This window comes from Paenibacillus sp. PsM32 (genome assembly GCF_030433815.1).
Classification (GTDB): Bacteria; Bacillota; Bacilli; order Paenibacillales; family Paenibacillaceae; genus Saccharibacillus; species Saccharibacillus kyungheensis.
Window position 1 is genome coordinate 348,524 of the sequence record NZ_JARUWY010000001.1, and the last position, 13,894, is coordinate 362,417.

The following is a 13,894-nucleotide window of genomic DNA, read 5'->3' on the forward strand; positions in this document are numbered from 1 at the left end:
TCAAATCTTTTCTATGAGGAGGATATACAGGATGACTCGTTCTGAACCATCATATGAAGCACTAACAGAAACAACCGCAATCGCCCTTGCCAAAACATTAGAACTTTTCAGCCCAGATGCTGATCTTATCTGTCATGAGATTGGTGATGGTAATCTGAATATGGTTTTTCGGATCACCGAACCTGCGGCTAAGCGTGGCATTATTATTAAGCAAGCTCTTCCTTATGTACGTGTGATTGGTGAAGGATGGCCTTTGACACTGAATCGGGCTGTAATTGAAAGTGAAGCGTTACGACATTTTGCCAAACATGTTCCTCAATATGTACCTGAAATTTATTATACTGATCCTACTTATGCTATTACAGTGATGGAAGACTTGTCTCATCTCACGATTGTACGTACTGGATTAGCTAGCGGCTCTACTTATCCACTGCTGTCTACACATATTGGTGAATTTTTGGCAAAGACTCTGTTTGCAACTTCAGATTTTGGTATGGGTCCGCAAGAGAAGCGCGAACTTGCACTACAATTTCATAATCCTGAATTGTGTAAAATTACAGAAAACTTTGTATTTACGTATCCTCTATTCGACCATGAGACAAATGATGTAGAACCTATACTGCGCCCCATTGCTGAACAGATATGGGGAGATCAATCCCTTTTACTTGAGGCGGCAAAGTTAAAGCAGACATTTATCACTCATGCGGAAGCATTGTTACATGGTGATCTGCATACAGGAAGTATTTTCGCTAGTGACGAAGAAACGAAAGTGATCGATCCTGAATTTGCTTTTTACGGGCCGATTGGATTCGATATTGGGCTCTTTATAGCCAATACATTATTGTCTGCGCTCGCTCGTGAAGAAGATGGACGGGATGCTCTTTTATTCCATATCACCAATGTATGGGATGTATTTGTAGGCACCTTTTCTACTCTATGGCAACAGAACAATGTAGAAGATTTTGCATCTATCGAAGGTTATCTGGAATATCAGTTACAGCATATATTTGAAGATGCTGTGGGATTTGCTGGAAGTGAAATAATCCGCCGCATTTTCGGGTTGGCTCATGCACGGGATATCGAAGCGATTATAGAAGATGCTCATAGACTCACTGTTAAGCGCAATGCAGCGGCACTAGGACGTGACTTTATCGTCAACCGCTCTTTATACCAAAGCCCTGCACAACTCGTACAGGCGCTACAACAGGTCGTTACAGGAGCATCTATCGTCCATCCCTCATTGTAATAGACCAATGAACTTGTTTATTCAGATAAATGATACCTGCTCATCATAGGGATAAGCGCTTAATCCTATTCTTTAATCATATGTAATTCAATTCAAAATATAATCAAAAAAGCTACCTTCAACTTATACAACATGAAGGTAGCTTTTTTATGTACTTATTGCAAATAGAATCATCCATTTACATCATTCGCGAGACTTGCCATAGTACTGGAGTAAGCTTGATCTGCTCTCCTAACCATTGACGGGCAATCTGTTGAAAAATCTCCGCAGTCCCACTACAGAAAAATTCATGTACAGGTAGATCTTCTGTAAGAGCAAGTTTTCCTTTATTGTACAAAATGGTACTGATCTCACGCGCAGTTTCTTCGGCTGAATTGATCAATTTCACATCAGGTCCGACTGCTGCTTGAATCGCTTCGGTCAGAAACGGATAATGCGTACAGCCTAGAATCAGACAATCAATAGGATAACTGCGCACAGGTGCTAACACTTGCTGAGCTACCTCATAAGCTTCCTGATCCAAAAACACTCCACGCTCTACCAACGGTACGAAATCAGGACAAGCCTGACTATACACTTGTACAAAAGGTGATAATTGCTTCAACGCTGCTGAATATGCTCCACTGTTAATCGTTCCTAATGTCCCGATTACACCGATAAAGCCTGTTTTGGTCGCGCTAATCGCAGCTCGTGAGCCTGGATGTATAACACCAATCACCGGTATAGATACCTGTGAACTGATATGTTCCAATGCTGCTGCCGTTGCGGTGTTACAAGCAATCACAATCATCTTCGGCTGAAAGGTCATCAAATAATTCACAATTTGCTCGGTGAATTCTTTCACTTCTTCTAGAGAACGAGGCCCATAAGGTGCACGTGCTGTATCTCCAAAATAAATAATTTTTTCGCGTGGTAGTTGTCGCATCACTTCTTTAGCAACAGTTAATCCTCCCACACCTGAGTCGAATATAGCTATCGGTTGTTGCACGTACATATCGCTTCCTTTTCGTAAACTGTACCTATTATACCGTATACACAATTAGTAGCAAGTGAAAGATGTAACGTTTGTTTAGACGCTATAATTTCCTTTAGTTTGTGGACCTGGTTGATCCGCTTGTTCTGCTTTGAGAGCAGCTAGTTCTACTTTCACTTCTGCTGTTGCGATATTGATCTGTTCTTTCCAATCTTTGACTACGCCTACCACTTCTCTGCTCAGTTCTGCCAATTCACGACCTTTTGCTCCTGCAATACGAGCATTGGTGGAAATATCTGAACGCAGTTCACGACCGCCTTTAGGAGCTAGCAAAAGTGCTGTCGATCCTCCTACTAATAGTCCTGTCAAAATACCACATGTTAAACTTTTCGATTTGTTATGATTTGGCATCGTTATCTCTCCTTCGTTTCACTTATCTTTTCTATATGTGTATTACCCACACACCGCTTAAAAATCCCACCTGTCGATAGATCATCATCAGATAAATCAAAAAGCAGACCGATAATCGATCTGCTTTTACTCTGAACCTGCTGCTGAATTGGATGGAAATTGAATCTGATATACGCAACAATGTCCACCTTTGGCGATACATTCAGTTCGCTTTACATCTGCTTGTAGTAATTGTTCAAATAACTGTTGCTCACACTGACAAGCAATATCATAGCGATTCGCAATCTGATTGATCGGACAGTTATATTCATAAATCGTATACTGATCCTCACTTTTTTGCTCATAACGTGCCATATATCCACCATGATGCTGAATATCAGTCAAAGCAGCTACTCGTTCTTTGTGATCTTGAGTATCTGCAATACTTTGATAACGAGATAACAATTTCTGCTTACGTCCTTCAAATAATACAGCCACTGCGTCTTCATCCAACTCACTTAACAGATCTAACGCTAGTTGATGATAATTATGAGGAAAATGTTCTTCCGCACGTTCACTTAGCCGAAAGCGCAAAAACGGTCTACCTGTTGGAATACGCACCGTTTCGGTAATCAATAATCCTTCTTGATCTAACGTATGAATATGACGTCTGACCGCCATCTCTGTAATATTCAATTCCCGTGCTAGCTCAGATACACTGAAAGGTCCTTGTGTTTTGAGCATAATCATAATACTGCGCCGGGTCGATGGTTCCTGATGGGACTTCATCGTATGACCCCCTTGCTCTAAATTGAAATAAAAATGACCCGATCCGCTTTGTCAGCGAAAAGGGTCACATTATCCCTTTGTGGATTAACGCTATTGTAGCGTATCCACTCAGCGATGTAAATTCCAAAGCATTCATTTCAAACAAGATATTTACTATAATAGGGTAGCTTATGTAGACGTCGAAGTACCTGATGCTCTGTCTACATTTATCACTGTTAACGAATCTAATTCTTGATCTAGATACGTATAAATCCGTTGACCGAATTCTTTTAATACTTCTACTAGAGGAGTAGTCAGCGGATGAAGTTCAGTGCGATTCCAATCATAATACTCTTGTACTAACGGACGACGCAGACGCACCAGTGCTGTCAACATTTCGCCCATCGGTTGATCGATTACTTTTTCATCACGCATAATATCTACGATATCGTCATAACTACTAGCATCTCGCATAATAAAGCCATCAATTAAATAACTGCCGATATCTGTTACACATTCAATCGCTAAATGAAGTGCCCGCTCTTGAACAAAACCAGAAATAAGACTGTTATCCCAATCCGTAGACACTTGTTGTAATGCTTCACATACATCTTCTAAGGCTACAATTCTTCGTTCAATCTGTTCACGGTTTATATAGTACAAAAGAGTCACACCGCCTTAGTATTCGTAGTCTGCTGCTATTGAACTTTCTCTCACACTATTCATGTATTCAATGATTTTCACATGTTCTGGATGTACTTGATACGCTTGTAAGCCTTCTAATGTCTCAAATGTAGCTGTTAACGCCACATCATAAGAACGTTCTGTACGCAAAATGTCTGCCCCGATTTCCAAAGCAATCAGTGAATCCACTTTTCCTTCCAAACTTCTTAATTTGGCTACGGTTTCATTCACGACTTCAGTTGTAGGATTTTTCAACTTAAATAAGACAATGTGTTTGATCATAACAGAATAGCTCCTTTATATAGACAATAAGTTTCTTTCTTATCGTATCATAAATGATGAATAGATGCGCTGATAAAAAAAGCTGACACTCTTAAAGAGTATCAGCTTTTTCGTTATGCTATATAGTACGCATTGTACAGATAGATGCAACTATTATTCTTTACCTACTTCTGGAACTTCTTCGCCTTCATCATTTGTAGAAGCATCCGTAGTTTCAGCTTCTTCAGCAGTTGTAGGCTCAAGATCTTCTTCAGCTACACGAGGTACGATAACAGAAGCGATGATCTCTTCTTCACTTGATACCAATGTAACGCCAGAAGGCAATTTAACATCGCCAGCAGTTACTCTGTCGCCGATTTCCAATGCGGAAATATCAACTTCAAGGCTACTTGGCAAGTTTTTAGCCAAACCGCTTACTTCTAATTCTGTTGCTTGGTGTTGTAACACACCACCAGATTTAGTACCGATTGCTTCACCATGGAAGTCAATTGGCATTGTTACATGAATTGGTTTAGTATCGGAAACTTGCATAAAGTCAGCATGCAAGATGCGACCGTCTACACGTTGTACATCTTTAATAAGAACTTGTACTTCTTTTCCACCTTCTACAGCAAGTGAGAACATTTCTGCTCCACCACGTTTAACGTGAGCTAGAAGTTGTTTGGAATCTACATGTACAGGAACACTGCCCAAATCCGGGCCATATACTACACCTGGAACGCGTCCTTTTAGACGAAGTTCACGCATTTCAGAACGTTTTGAACTTTCTCTTTTTGTTGCTGTAAGTTTTTCATGACTTGTACTCATAAGTATTGGCCTCCTAATAATATAAAACGATTGTATGTTAGTTTTTTAATGTTGCAACCAATTTAGTAAGCAAATTGGCTATCGTCTTATTTAATACCCCATTACACAACAAATGTATCAGAAATGGATTTATTTTTTTCAAATAACAACCTGTATGTTCATCGATATCCTTCCAAAAGTGAGTGATATCAAGGAAAAAGCAGACTTCTGTCTATACGCAAAAATATCTGGTTTTTTTCTCCAATCTTATGTGTATTTTATAAATGATAACGATATATCTTCCAAAAAAAGGATATGTAAGTCACTTTTTTATCTTATTTTATACGCTTCAAATAGCAATGACTTCTATTAAAATAAAGCAGATAGTTGTGATCCATCTTACTGATTTGGATAAGTAAATATGCTTATAATTATTCTTATTTGATAAATATTCTTAAATGGTCAAAAATAGTGACCATGTCAGCTTGAAACGAGCGTCTGGGTGTTGTAGGATGTTGAAAGGACACTAAACCTAATATCAAGAAAAAATAGATTAATCGGAGGAAATATGCCTAATCAACCAGAACGACACTTTATAGAGGCGTGGTCTCTGATCAACCGTAAGTACCTCGGCAAAGGAGTGCGAGTTAAGCGATTCCGCAGACCAACACGTTGTCAAATCCGCAATCGAGTATTGCTCGCTGTGCTCATGGTCAATGATATCAAACTATCTGAGCTTGCAGAACGGTTATCGGTTTCATCACGAAGCGTAAGCGCTTGGGTCTATGAAGGCCGCCTCCCTGGCAAAGCCAATCTTGAAAAAGTATGCCGGGAATTGGGATACCCGCACCACATTTTGTTTAACCAGCAGGTGATCAATAATAGCCCTGTGATTTGCCAGCAAGAACCATCTCGCTTTATGAAAAGAACGATTACTCGTTCACCGGTACGTAATCACATTTTGACAGGCTTATGTATGGTACATGATCTATCAGTAACCGATGTTAGCCATTGGATTGGTGTTCATCCAGGTACTTTCCGTAAATGGTTACATCAAGCTACACTGCCTTCACCAGCATTTCAAGAAAAAACAGAACAATTTTTCCGTATTCCCAAATCCGTCTTATTCGCTGACTGTGTATTGGGCGAAGATGAGAAATCTCAAGCGTAATTTAGCATATTCACATTGAATGTATAGGTACAACCAAATAAGCAGCACAAAAACTCCGCTTTCCCACGATATCTAGTGAGAAGCGGAGTTTTTATTATGTCTGTTCTATAGACATGTCCCCTATTGAACTATAAATAACGATTATCCGTAAAAGTAATCATAGAAATTCGCAAATAATTCCGCTCCCAGAATCGGTTCAATCGCAGTCTTGAGCTGTTCTTCAAACGCTGGTAGCACTACACTATCATCATCTGTTATTTCAAAAATCTCAAATGATCCGTATACAACCTCAATAAGTAAGCTCATCGCTACAAAAAAATCTGCCAGTGTAGGTGCAATTAGAAAAGGCTCGCCTGCATCATACCCTGCATATACAGGCGTCCCCTCTTCACTGGTTGCGACGATAATAGGATTACCTTTGCCCAGATCATCTGCAATAATCACAAAGTCTGCACGCCATGTATCGCTTTCTGTAAAAGGCTCTGACATGCCTACCCAGCGATAACCAATCAATGCTTGTTGCAACTGATCGATAGACCAGAATATAATCGGAGAAAATCCAGTCTCAACCAGTACATCAGACGGTTCATAATGACTTAGATAATAATCCAGTTCAGGTGAACTTGGAATGATATCCGGCCATTGGTGCTGCAATGTATCCGGTGATACAGGTGTATATTGCCCGCTAATTTTATATTGATGATGAGTCTGTACCCATTGTGATAATGCTTGTTCTAATGATTTCATACGTACACTCCTAATTACAATCTAGCTTATCTAGAGATCTTCACTGATCCAGACAGTTATGTGGGTATTACAGCAGGAGATGATGTGGATTCACGAATAATCAGCTCAGGGGTATGTATCTTTTCGCCTAAGCCCCGTTGTTCTCCATCTAACATTTGCAAAATCATTTCTGCTGCCGCTGTTCCCAATGCATGCTTGGGGTGACTAAGTGTTGTTAGCTTCACTTCTGTAGCTGTAGCTAGAAAAGAATCGTCAAATCCGACTAACGATAGATCATTCGGTACCGAAAGACCAGCTTCTCGCACGACTTGAAGCAGATTAATAGCTAATTCGTCATTATATAGTACCCATCCAGTTGCACGCTCTTGAGCAGATTGCTTAATAAGCTGTTGGGCTTGTTGAATCGGTGCAGTGCTTTTGTCATCTGTAGTATACGTAAAAATCAATGACGGTTGTAAAGCAATCCCATGCTTGCGATGTGCCGCAACGAATCCTTTCATACGACGTACGCCTTGCATATCATCTGTTTTGAAAAAGCCAGCAATCCGTTGATGTCCCAGTTCTATCAGATGTTGAGCCGCCAAAAATCCTCCACGCTCATCATCCATTCGTAGACATGCGGAATCCATTTCTTCATAACTCGCATTAATCATCAGATAAGGTATTGAACGATTTTCAATAGTAAGAAAATAATTGAGATTAGCACTGCGTTCTCCACTTCGAGTAGGTTCTACAATCAAAGCCGCAGGAGACTGATTGAGCATCATTTCAAGGCACTCGCGCTCTTTGGTTGGATCATTCTCTGTACTCGCTAGCAGTAGACGATATCCTTCGCTACGTAGTCTCGTTTCGATACCTTGCACAATTTGTGGGAAAATATAATCCGAAATATACGTAGTAATCACACCTACCGTTTTGTTGTCATCGACTGATTTGACAGCAGGATCAGCAACAAATGTCCCTTTGCCTTGCATCCGGTTCAACCAGCCTTCTCGCACCAATTCCCCTAAAGCCTGACGTACCGTTTGTCGACTGACACTGAATTGATCAGCAATCTCATGTTCCGAAGGCAATCGGCTACCTGGTAATAATTTGGATGAATGAATCCACGATAATATTTCATCTCGAACTTGTCTGTATTTTGCGGCCATAATTCCTCCGAACGATTGATAAAGATATAAGATATTTTATTTTACCATAAACACAACTGATTAGATCAATTGATGTTCATTCATATATTTTAACCCTGTATAGCGGTTACGTAGCGTGTGAGCAGAATGTAGAGCCAGTTCTAACCATTCGGCTGGCATTTCTAATTGTTCGTATTCACTTGGGCCACCTACTGCGGATAACCACTGCTTCATCTGTGCGCTGGTTGGGATATCTTTGTAAGCGGCAAAAGCTTGAACTTCTGGATGATCGATTGCTAATTGACGATAATGATCGGCTAGAAGTGCTGATGCTACTCCTACTTTGGCTCCATGTAAAATTTGTCTGTGTCCACCTTTGATCAATTCCATTTCCCAGCGATGAGAAATATGATGTTCTCCGCCTGATGCTGAGCGCGAATGATCAGCGATCAACATAGCTATTCCAGAAGCAAGTAGTGAATACATAACCGTATAGATACCTTCTGCACTACCTGAAGCAATCAAGTCTACTTTTTCAATACATTGATGAAGCGCTTCTTCTGTAATATCGTATACCAACTGATTATAAGGTTCTTGTCCAAGATCACGGGATACTTTCCAATCTGCTAATGAAGTGCATTTGCCTAACATATCACCAAATCCTGCGGCGGTTAATGTTTGCGGAGCATTGATCAAAATATTAATGTCTGCAAAAATAGCTTCTGGTGCTTTGGCTTGAAATGTTTCTTTGGTTCCATTCACAATAAGTGGTGCGCCAGCAGACGTAAATCCATCTACCGAAGCCGCAGTAGGAACAGACAAAAATGGCTTATTCATTTTGTGACTGACAATTCGCACAACATCATGAATCGTTCCTGAACCAATCGCTACAATTGCATCGGTCTGAGGAGTAACAGCTAACAACAATTGTACAATTGTCGCTTCATCCGCAATTACATCGCCTACTTTATTTTCACGTAACTCTAATTCTGTAATACCTACCTCAATACTTTGCAGTAAATCTATCGTTTGCCGACCTGCTGCTTCATACGTGAATTTATCATACACAACCATAATATGCTGATAACGCTCGGTATGGATATATGAGGGTAATTTGCGAATAGCTCCTGCTTCTAATTCAATATGAATCCCTATCGTCTCAAAAGATTGATTACCTGCAATTAAAGCTGACTTTTGATTCCAGATCGTAATTTGCTCGTTAATAGATAATGATGGCTGCTTCATGTTGTCATCCCCTTTTGTATAATCAAGATACCGCTTACAATATTTTTCAACTTGTACATAACATTTATTAAATTATGCGCTTTTACATCTAACTTGTACATACATTTTAGAAAAATTTTGTAGTTATGTCTATCTTTTAAAATCATTTCGGTTGTGCTAAACAAAAAAAGACATCTTATTATAGATATCTTTTTTGTTTAACCTGTTTAAGTAGGATCTACTTTTACATAAACCATATCCAGCGCCCGACTAACAATACTAAAATCATCACTGTTCCACATTGTAGCGAAGTTCGTAATGACAACCATAATAATTGCTGATGTGTCTGTAAGTTGCGCTTATTTTTCATATGCTGGTACATACGACATAACGGAATAGCTGTTAATAGAGCAAGAATACCGTAGATCGGCAATCCACCGACAAGTACACAGAGTAAAATACTGCACAAAGCCAGACATAATAAGAAAATCGAAAAGCGAAACGATTTTCGTTCTCCCCATACCACGACCAATGTACGTTTACCAACCTGTTTGTCTGTTTTCCAGTGTAAAAAGTGATGATTGAAAAAGGTCAGTGTCGTTAGCAATCCCATAGGCAATGATAAAAAGAACAACCGTATATCAAAATGACCTGTCTGCACATAATAAGCACCCATCACCGGGAACACGCCAAAACATAATACATGCGCCAGTTCACTACTGCCTTTACCAATATATCCATATTTGATCGGGGGAACGACATAAAATAAAGCCAGTAATCCGCCAATTCCTCCGAGCAATAACACGCCCCATCCACTTAAAAAGTATAATGTTAACGCGCAGACGATTGTTATAGCGAGCATACTCCATGTTACTTTTGCAAATGTTTGTTCACTCCATTTACCAGTCGTCAGATATCCTGAATCTGTCGAAATCGATTCTTCGGATTGATAAGCTGCAACATCGACACCACTGCGATAATCCCATAGATCATTAATCATCATCGAAAAAATATGTATTGCACTTGAACCAATCAATGTTAAAAGGAAAATCAGTACGCTAAATTGATCATTCCATATCCATGCTGCTAAAGCTCCCTGCACTACACAAATCGCCATCAAAGGCACAAAATGCAACCGCGAAGCCTGGCTAAACTCTACCCATTTACTCATTATGTTCCACCTTTGTATTAGATTCATCTTTTTGTTGGTTTGCTTGGAATCAGATAATCTTCATTAACCGTATGTATAACTTTCAAACGCGTATCTATTTTAGATGTAGAGATCAGAATCAATAGATGATGATGCCAACGTATACTAAAAAAAGCGTATCACCTATAAACAGGCAATACGCTTTTATTTACATATCTATTCTATCTAATTAGGATTAACCAATCGTACGAGTTAAAATATCTATAATTTCTTGTTTGCTCTGAGCGTTAATCAATTCAGCCCGAAATTCTTCATGAATTAATTTGCGAGAAAGAGCTACCAGAATCTGCAAATGTTCATTTCCTGCATTGGCTTCAGGTACACCGATCATAAATGCAATCTGAGCAGGCTGATCATCTAAAGATTCCCAATCAAGCGGTTCTGCAAAGCGTGAGAAAGCTAATGCTGCTTTGGCAACCCCTGATGACTTGCCGTGAGGAATAGCGACGCCAAAACCAATACCTGTTGAACTTTGTTGTTCACGTGCCATAACCGCATTAACATAAGCTGCTTCGTCCGTAACTGCTCCAGAAGCTTTCATACCCGCTGCCATTTGTTGAATCGCTTCTTCACGTGTTGTTGCTGTAGAAGGTAAAAATATACTTTCTGTGCTTAATAGTTCGCTGATATTCATGGGTAGTGTCACTCCTTCTAATAGTCATCATCTTATAGTGAACTGGTAGAACCTAACTGTAAATCTTGAAAATATGGACAGCGACCGGAAAAATCATCGTTCCGGTCGCTTGTAGTGAATTATAATTACTTATAATTTAGCAGGTGCTTTGCGTTTAAGCAACAAGACCATCAACGCTGTAACGACAGTACCAATAACAATAGACAATACATACTGTGGCAAATGATCGATTGCATTCGGGATAAAGAGAACGAATACACCACCATGAGGAGCATGTAGACCTGCACCGAAGTACATTGATAATGCACCAGCTACAGCCGAACCTACCATAAAGGAAGGAATAACACGAATCGGATCAGCCGCACCGAACGGAATAGCACCTTCGGTAATAAACGATAGCCCCAGGATCGAAGCCACTTTACCAGCTTCACGCTCTTCTTTGGTAAAGCGATTTTTAGCAATAACAGTTGCTAACCAAATACCAAGTGGTGGAGTCATACCTGCTGCCATAACAGCCGCCATCGGCGTATAAAGAGAAGCACCTAGCAATCCTACTGCAAACGTATAAGCGGTTTTGTTGAAAGGACCACCCATATCGAGTGCCATCATTGCACCAAGAATAGCTCCTAGAATAATAGCATTTCCTGCACCCATATTCGTCAACCAAGCTGTCAAACCTGTCAACAACCATTCAATCGGTTGACCGATAACATAGACCATCAATAGACCAATAGCAAGTACAGACAAGACAGGAACGATTAGAATAGGTTTGAGACCTTCAAAGTTTTTAGGCATTTTGATTGTTTTGATCAAGTAATGTGCAATATAACCAGCTACAAAACCTGCGATAATACCACCGATAAATCCAGCGCCCATATCTTTAGCAAGTACACCGCCTACCAAACCAGGTGCAAGTCCGGGTTTACCAGCGATAGAGAATGAAATGAATCCAGATAATACGATAACCATCAGTCCCATTGAAGCGCCACCAATTGTGGATAACGCAGCTCCGAACGAACCCTCTACTTGATCGACTCCGCCTTTAGTGAAAGCGAATAAGAATGAGAATGCGATAATCAGACCACCTGCAATAACAAGCGGTAACATATTGGATACACCATTCATTAAATGTTTGTAGAACATATTAGGCTTACGACCTGCATTTTCTTCAGGTGTAGCTGTTGGTGAAGCAGCAAGACCACTGGAAGCTTCTTTAGCTAATGCACGATCGATTAATTCTCCTGGAACTTTGATCCCTTGTGCAACTGCTACACGAATAACAGGTTTGCCTGCAAAGCGATCTTCATCTACATCTGTATCAGCAGCGATAATAATAGCATGTGCTTCAGCGATTTCTTGAGCGGTTAGACCATTCTCGACTCCAACTGCACCACGAGTTTCTACTTTGATCGGTACACCTTTTTGATCTGCAGCTTTTTGCAATGACTCAGCAGCCATGTACGTGTGAGCAATACCGGTTGGACAAGCGGTAACAGCCAATAATTTTTTCATGGTAATATCCCCTTATAATGAGTAATGGTCTAACCTTTATCGCCTTTATTAAAACGCTTTCAAATTCATCATGATGTATCATGTATTTCTGATCCCAACGTGTAGTTAAGCGATCGTCACACCTATACCTAGCTTTTTCAGTTGATGAATAATATGAAGCGGTACTCCAGCATCCATAATACAATGGTCAATCTCTGATACGTCTGCAAATTTGGCATAAGCGATATTACCAATCTTGCTATGATCTGCTAATAAAATAACTTGCTTAGCAATATCAATCATTTTGCGCTTAATAGCAGCTTCTGTCAGATTAGGGGTGGTTATACCTTCTTTGAGATCCAGACCGTTTGTTGCAATAAAAGCTTTGTCTACACGTACCATATCCAGTGAACGTTCTGCTATCGGCCCAACAAATGCTAGTGTGTCTGGCCTTAACAATCCGCCAATAATAGACAATTCAATATTCCGACAATCTCGAAGTTCGCTAAGAACAATGACCGAGTTCGTGATCACTCGAATACCGGACATATGCTTTAATTCTTTTGCTAATGGAAGAGTTGTCGTTCCCGAGTCAAGCAAGATCGTATCACCTTGATGGATCATCTCTACCGCTCGCTTCGCAATGCGCTCTTTCTCTTCTCGAAAAGAATCTTCTTTGTCCACCATATTGGGTTCAAAATTAACACTTTGCAGTGATACGGCTCCCCCGTGTGTCCTTTTCAATCGCCTTGCATCTTCTAACTCTTTGAGATCCCGACGAACTGTTGAATCTGATACTCCAAAAGCTTCCCCTAGTTCTTGAACAGATGCCCGGTGATTCTCTTGTAAATATTGAACCATTTTATGCTTTCGTTCTTCTTCAAAAAGCATGGGACATTCCACCTGTCTACATATGTTAGCTAATAATGACGTTGAACATGTTCTCATGATCGATGATGATCGTTTACTGATTTTTTTCGACAATTTTCGTGATCGTTTGTGATTAATCTTGATTGATTTTGATTATAACAGCGTTTTCATAGACTGTAAATAGATTTTTATAATTCTTTTGAACTATTTAATATACTAGGAGTTATAGATTATATATCGTCATTATCTTGCCTAATATTTACATTTATTTGCATGAATTCGCTCATT

15 protein-coding genes are annotated in these 13,894 nt (G+C 39.9%); 2 read left to right on the plus strand and 13 right to left on the minus strand.

Translation table 11 applies throughout. The features are described 5' to 3' along the window. Nucleotides 1-31 precede the first annotated feature (31 nt). Nucleotides 32-1,246, plus strand: coding sequence for an S-methyl-5-thioribose kinase (gene mtnK, locus QCD85_RS01685; protein ID WP_301261455.1), 1,215 nt, complete (start codon nt 32-34; stop codon nt 1,244-1,246). Nucleotides 1,247-1,424: 178 nt separating this feature from the next. On the opposite strand, the gene racE is transcribed toward mtnK, so the two are convergent. From racE to QCD85_RS01715, 6 genes are all read right to left on the minus strand, one after another. Then, nucleotides 1,425-2,234 carry a glutamate racemase gene (gene racE / locus QCD85_RS01690; RefSeq protein WP_301261456.1) on the minus strand — a complete coding sequence of 270 codons (810 nt, stop codon included), beginning with the start codon at nt 2,232-2,234 and terminating at the stop codon, nt 1,425-1,427. A gap of 81 nt (nt 2,235-2,315) precedes the next feature. Beyond that, a complete protein-coding gene (locus tag QCD85_RS01695) occupies nt 2,316-2,630 on the minus strand; it encodes a YtxH domain-containing protein (RefSeq protein ID WP_273615577.1) in 315 nt (104 codons plus the stop codon). 126 nt (nt 2,631-2,756) lie between these two features. Then, nucleotides 2,757-3,398 (minus strand): helix-turn-helix transcriptional regulator, encoded by a 642-nt coding sequence (locus QCD85_RS01700; RefSeq protein WP_301261457.1) that lies wholly within the window; start codon nt 3,396-3,398, stop codon nt 2,757-2,759. A 168-nt stretch (nt 3,399-3,566) separates the two neighbouring features. Continuing rightward, complete coding sequence (locus QCD85_RS01705) at nt 3,567-4,040, minus strand: DUF86 domain-containing protein (RefSeq protein ID WP_301261458.1); 474 nt, start codon at nt 4,038-4,040, stop codon at nt 3,567-3,569. Between the two features lie 15 nt (nt 4,041-4,055). Beyond that, on the minus strand, nt 4,056-4,343 hold the full coding sequence (locus tag QCD85_RS01710; protein ID WP_204824780.1) for a Dabb family protein: 288 nt from the start codon (nt 4,341-4,343) through the stop codon (nt 4,056-4,058). A gap of 153 nt (nt 4,344-4,496) precedes the next feature. Next, nucleotides 4,497-5,150 (minus strand): 50S ribosomal protein L25, encoded by a 654-nt coding sequence (locus tag QCD85_RS01715; protein ID WP_301261459.1) that lies wholly within the window; start codon nt 5,148-5,150, stop codon nt 4,497-4,499. 547 nt (nt 5,151-5,697) lie between these two features. Between QCD85_RS01715 and QCD85_RS01720 the strand changes: the two genes are divergently transcribed. Next, the gene (locus tag QCD85_RS01720) at nt 5,698-6,300 is read left to right on the plus strand and encodes a transcriptional regulator (RefSeq protein ID WP_069327033.1); all 603 of its coding nucleotides are present in this window, start codon (nt 5,698-5,700) and stop codon (nt 6,298-6,300) included. A 141-nt stretch (nt 6,301-6,441) separates the two neighbouring features. On the opposite strand, the gene QCD85_RS01725 is transcribed toward QCD85_RS01720, so the two are convergent. The 7 genes from QCD85_RS01725 to QCD85_RS01755 form a co-directional block, all read right to left on the minus strand. Further along, nucleotides 6,442-7,047 (minus strand): hypothetical protein, encoded by a 606-nt coding sequence (locus QCD85_RS01725; RefSeq protein WP_301261460.1) that lies wholly within the window; start codon nt 7,045-7,047, stop codon nt 6,442-6,444. A 56-nt stretch (nt 7,048-7,103) separates the two neighbouring features. Then, nucleotides 7,104-8,198 (minus strand): GntR family transcriptional regulator, encoded by a 1,095-nt coding sequence (locus tag QCD85_RS01730; protein WP_273615572.1) that lies wholly within the window; start codon nt 8,196-8,198, stop codon nt 7,104-7,106. Between the two features lie 60 nt (nt 8,199-8,258). After that, on the minus strand, nt 8,259-9,422 hold the full coding sequence (locus QCD85_RS01735; RefSeq protein ID WP_301261461.1) for a sn-glycerol-1-phosphate dehydrogenase: 1,164 nt from the start codon (nt 9,420-9,422) through the stop codon (nt 8,259-8,261). Nucleotides 9,423-9,645: 223 nt separating this feature from the next. After that, on the minus strand, nt 9,646-10,572 hold the full coding sequence (locus QCD85_RS01740; RefSeq protein ID WP_273615570.1) for a prenyltransferase: 927 nt from the start codon (nt 10,570-10,572) through the stop codon (nt 9,646-9,648). A gap of 214 nt (nt 10,573-10,786) precedes the next feature. Then, the gene (locus QCD85_RS01745) at nt 10,787-11,245 is read right to left on the minus strand and encodes a PTS sugar transporter subunit IIA (RefSeq protein WP_301261462.1); all 459 of its coding nucleotides are present in this window, start codon (nt 11,243-11,245) and stop codon (nt 10,787-10,789) included. Nucleotides 11,246-11,374: 129 nt separating this feature from the next. After that, nucleotides 11,375-12,757, minus strand: coding sequence for a PTS fructose transporter subunit IIC (locus tag QCD85_RS01750; protein ID WP_273615568.1), 1,383 nt, complete (start codon nt 12,755-12,757; stop codon nt 11,375-11,377). Nucleotides 12,758-12,862: 105 nt separating this feature from the next. Then, nucleotides 12,863-13,627 (minus strand): DeoR/GlpR family DNA-binding transcription regulator, encoded by a 765-nt coding sequence (locus QCD85_RS01755; protein ID WP_301261463.1) that lies wholly within the window; start codon nt 13,625-13,627, stop codon nt 12,863-12,865. Nucleotides 13,628-13,894 lie beyond the last annotated feature (267 nt).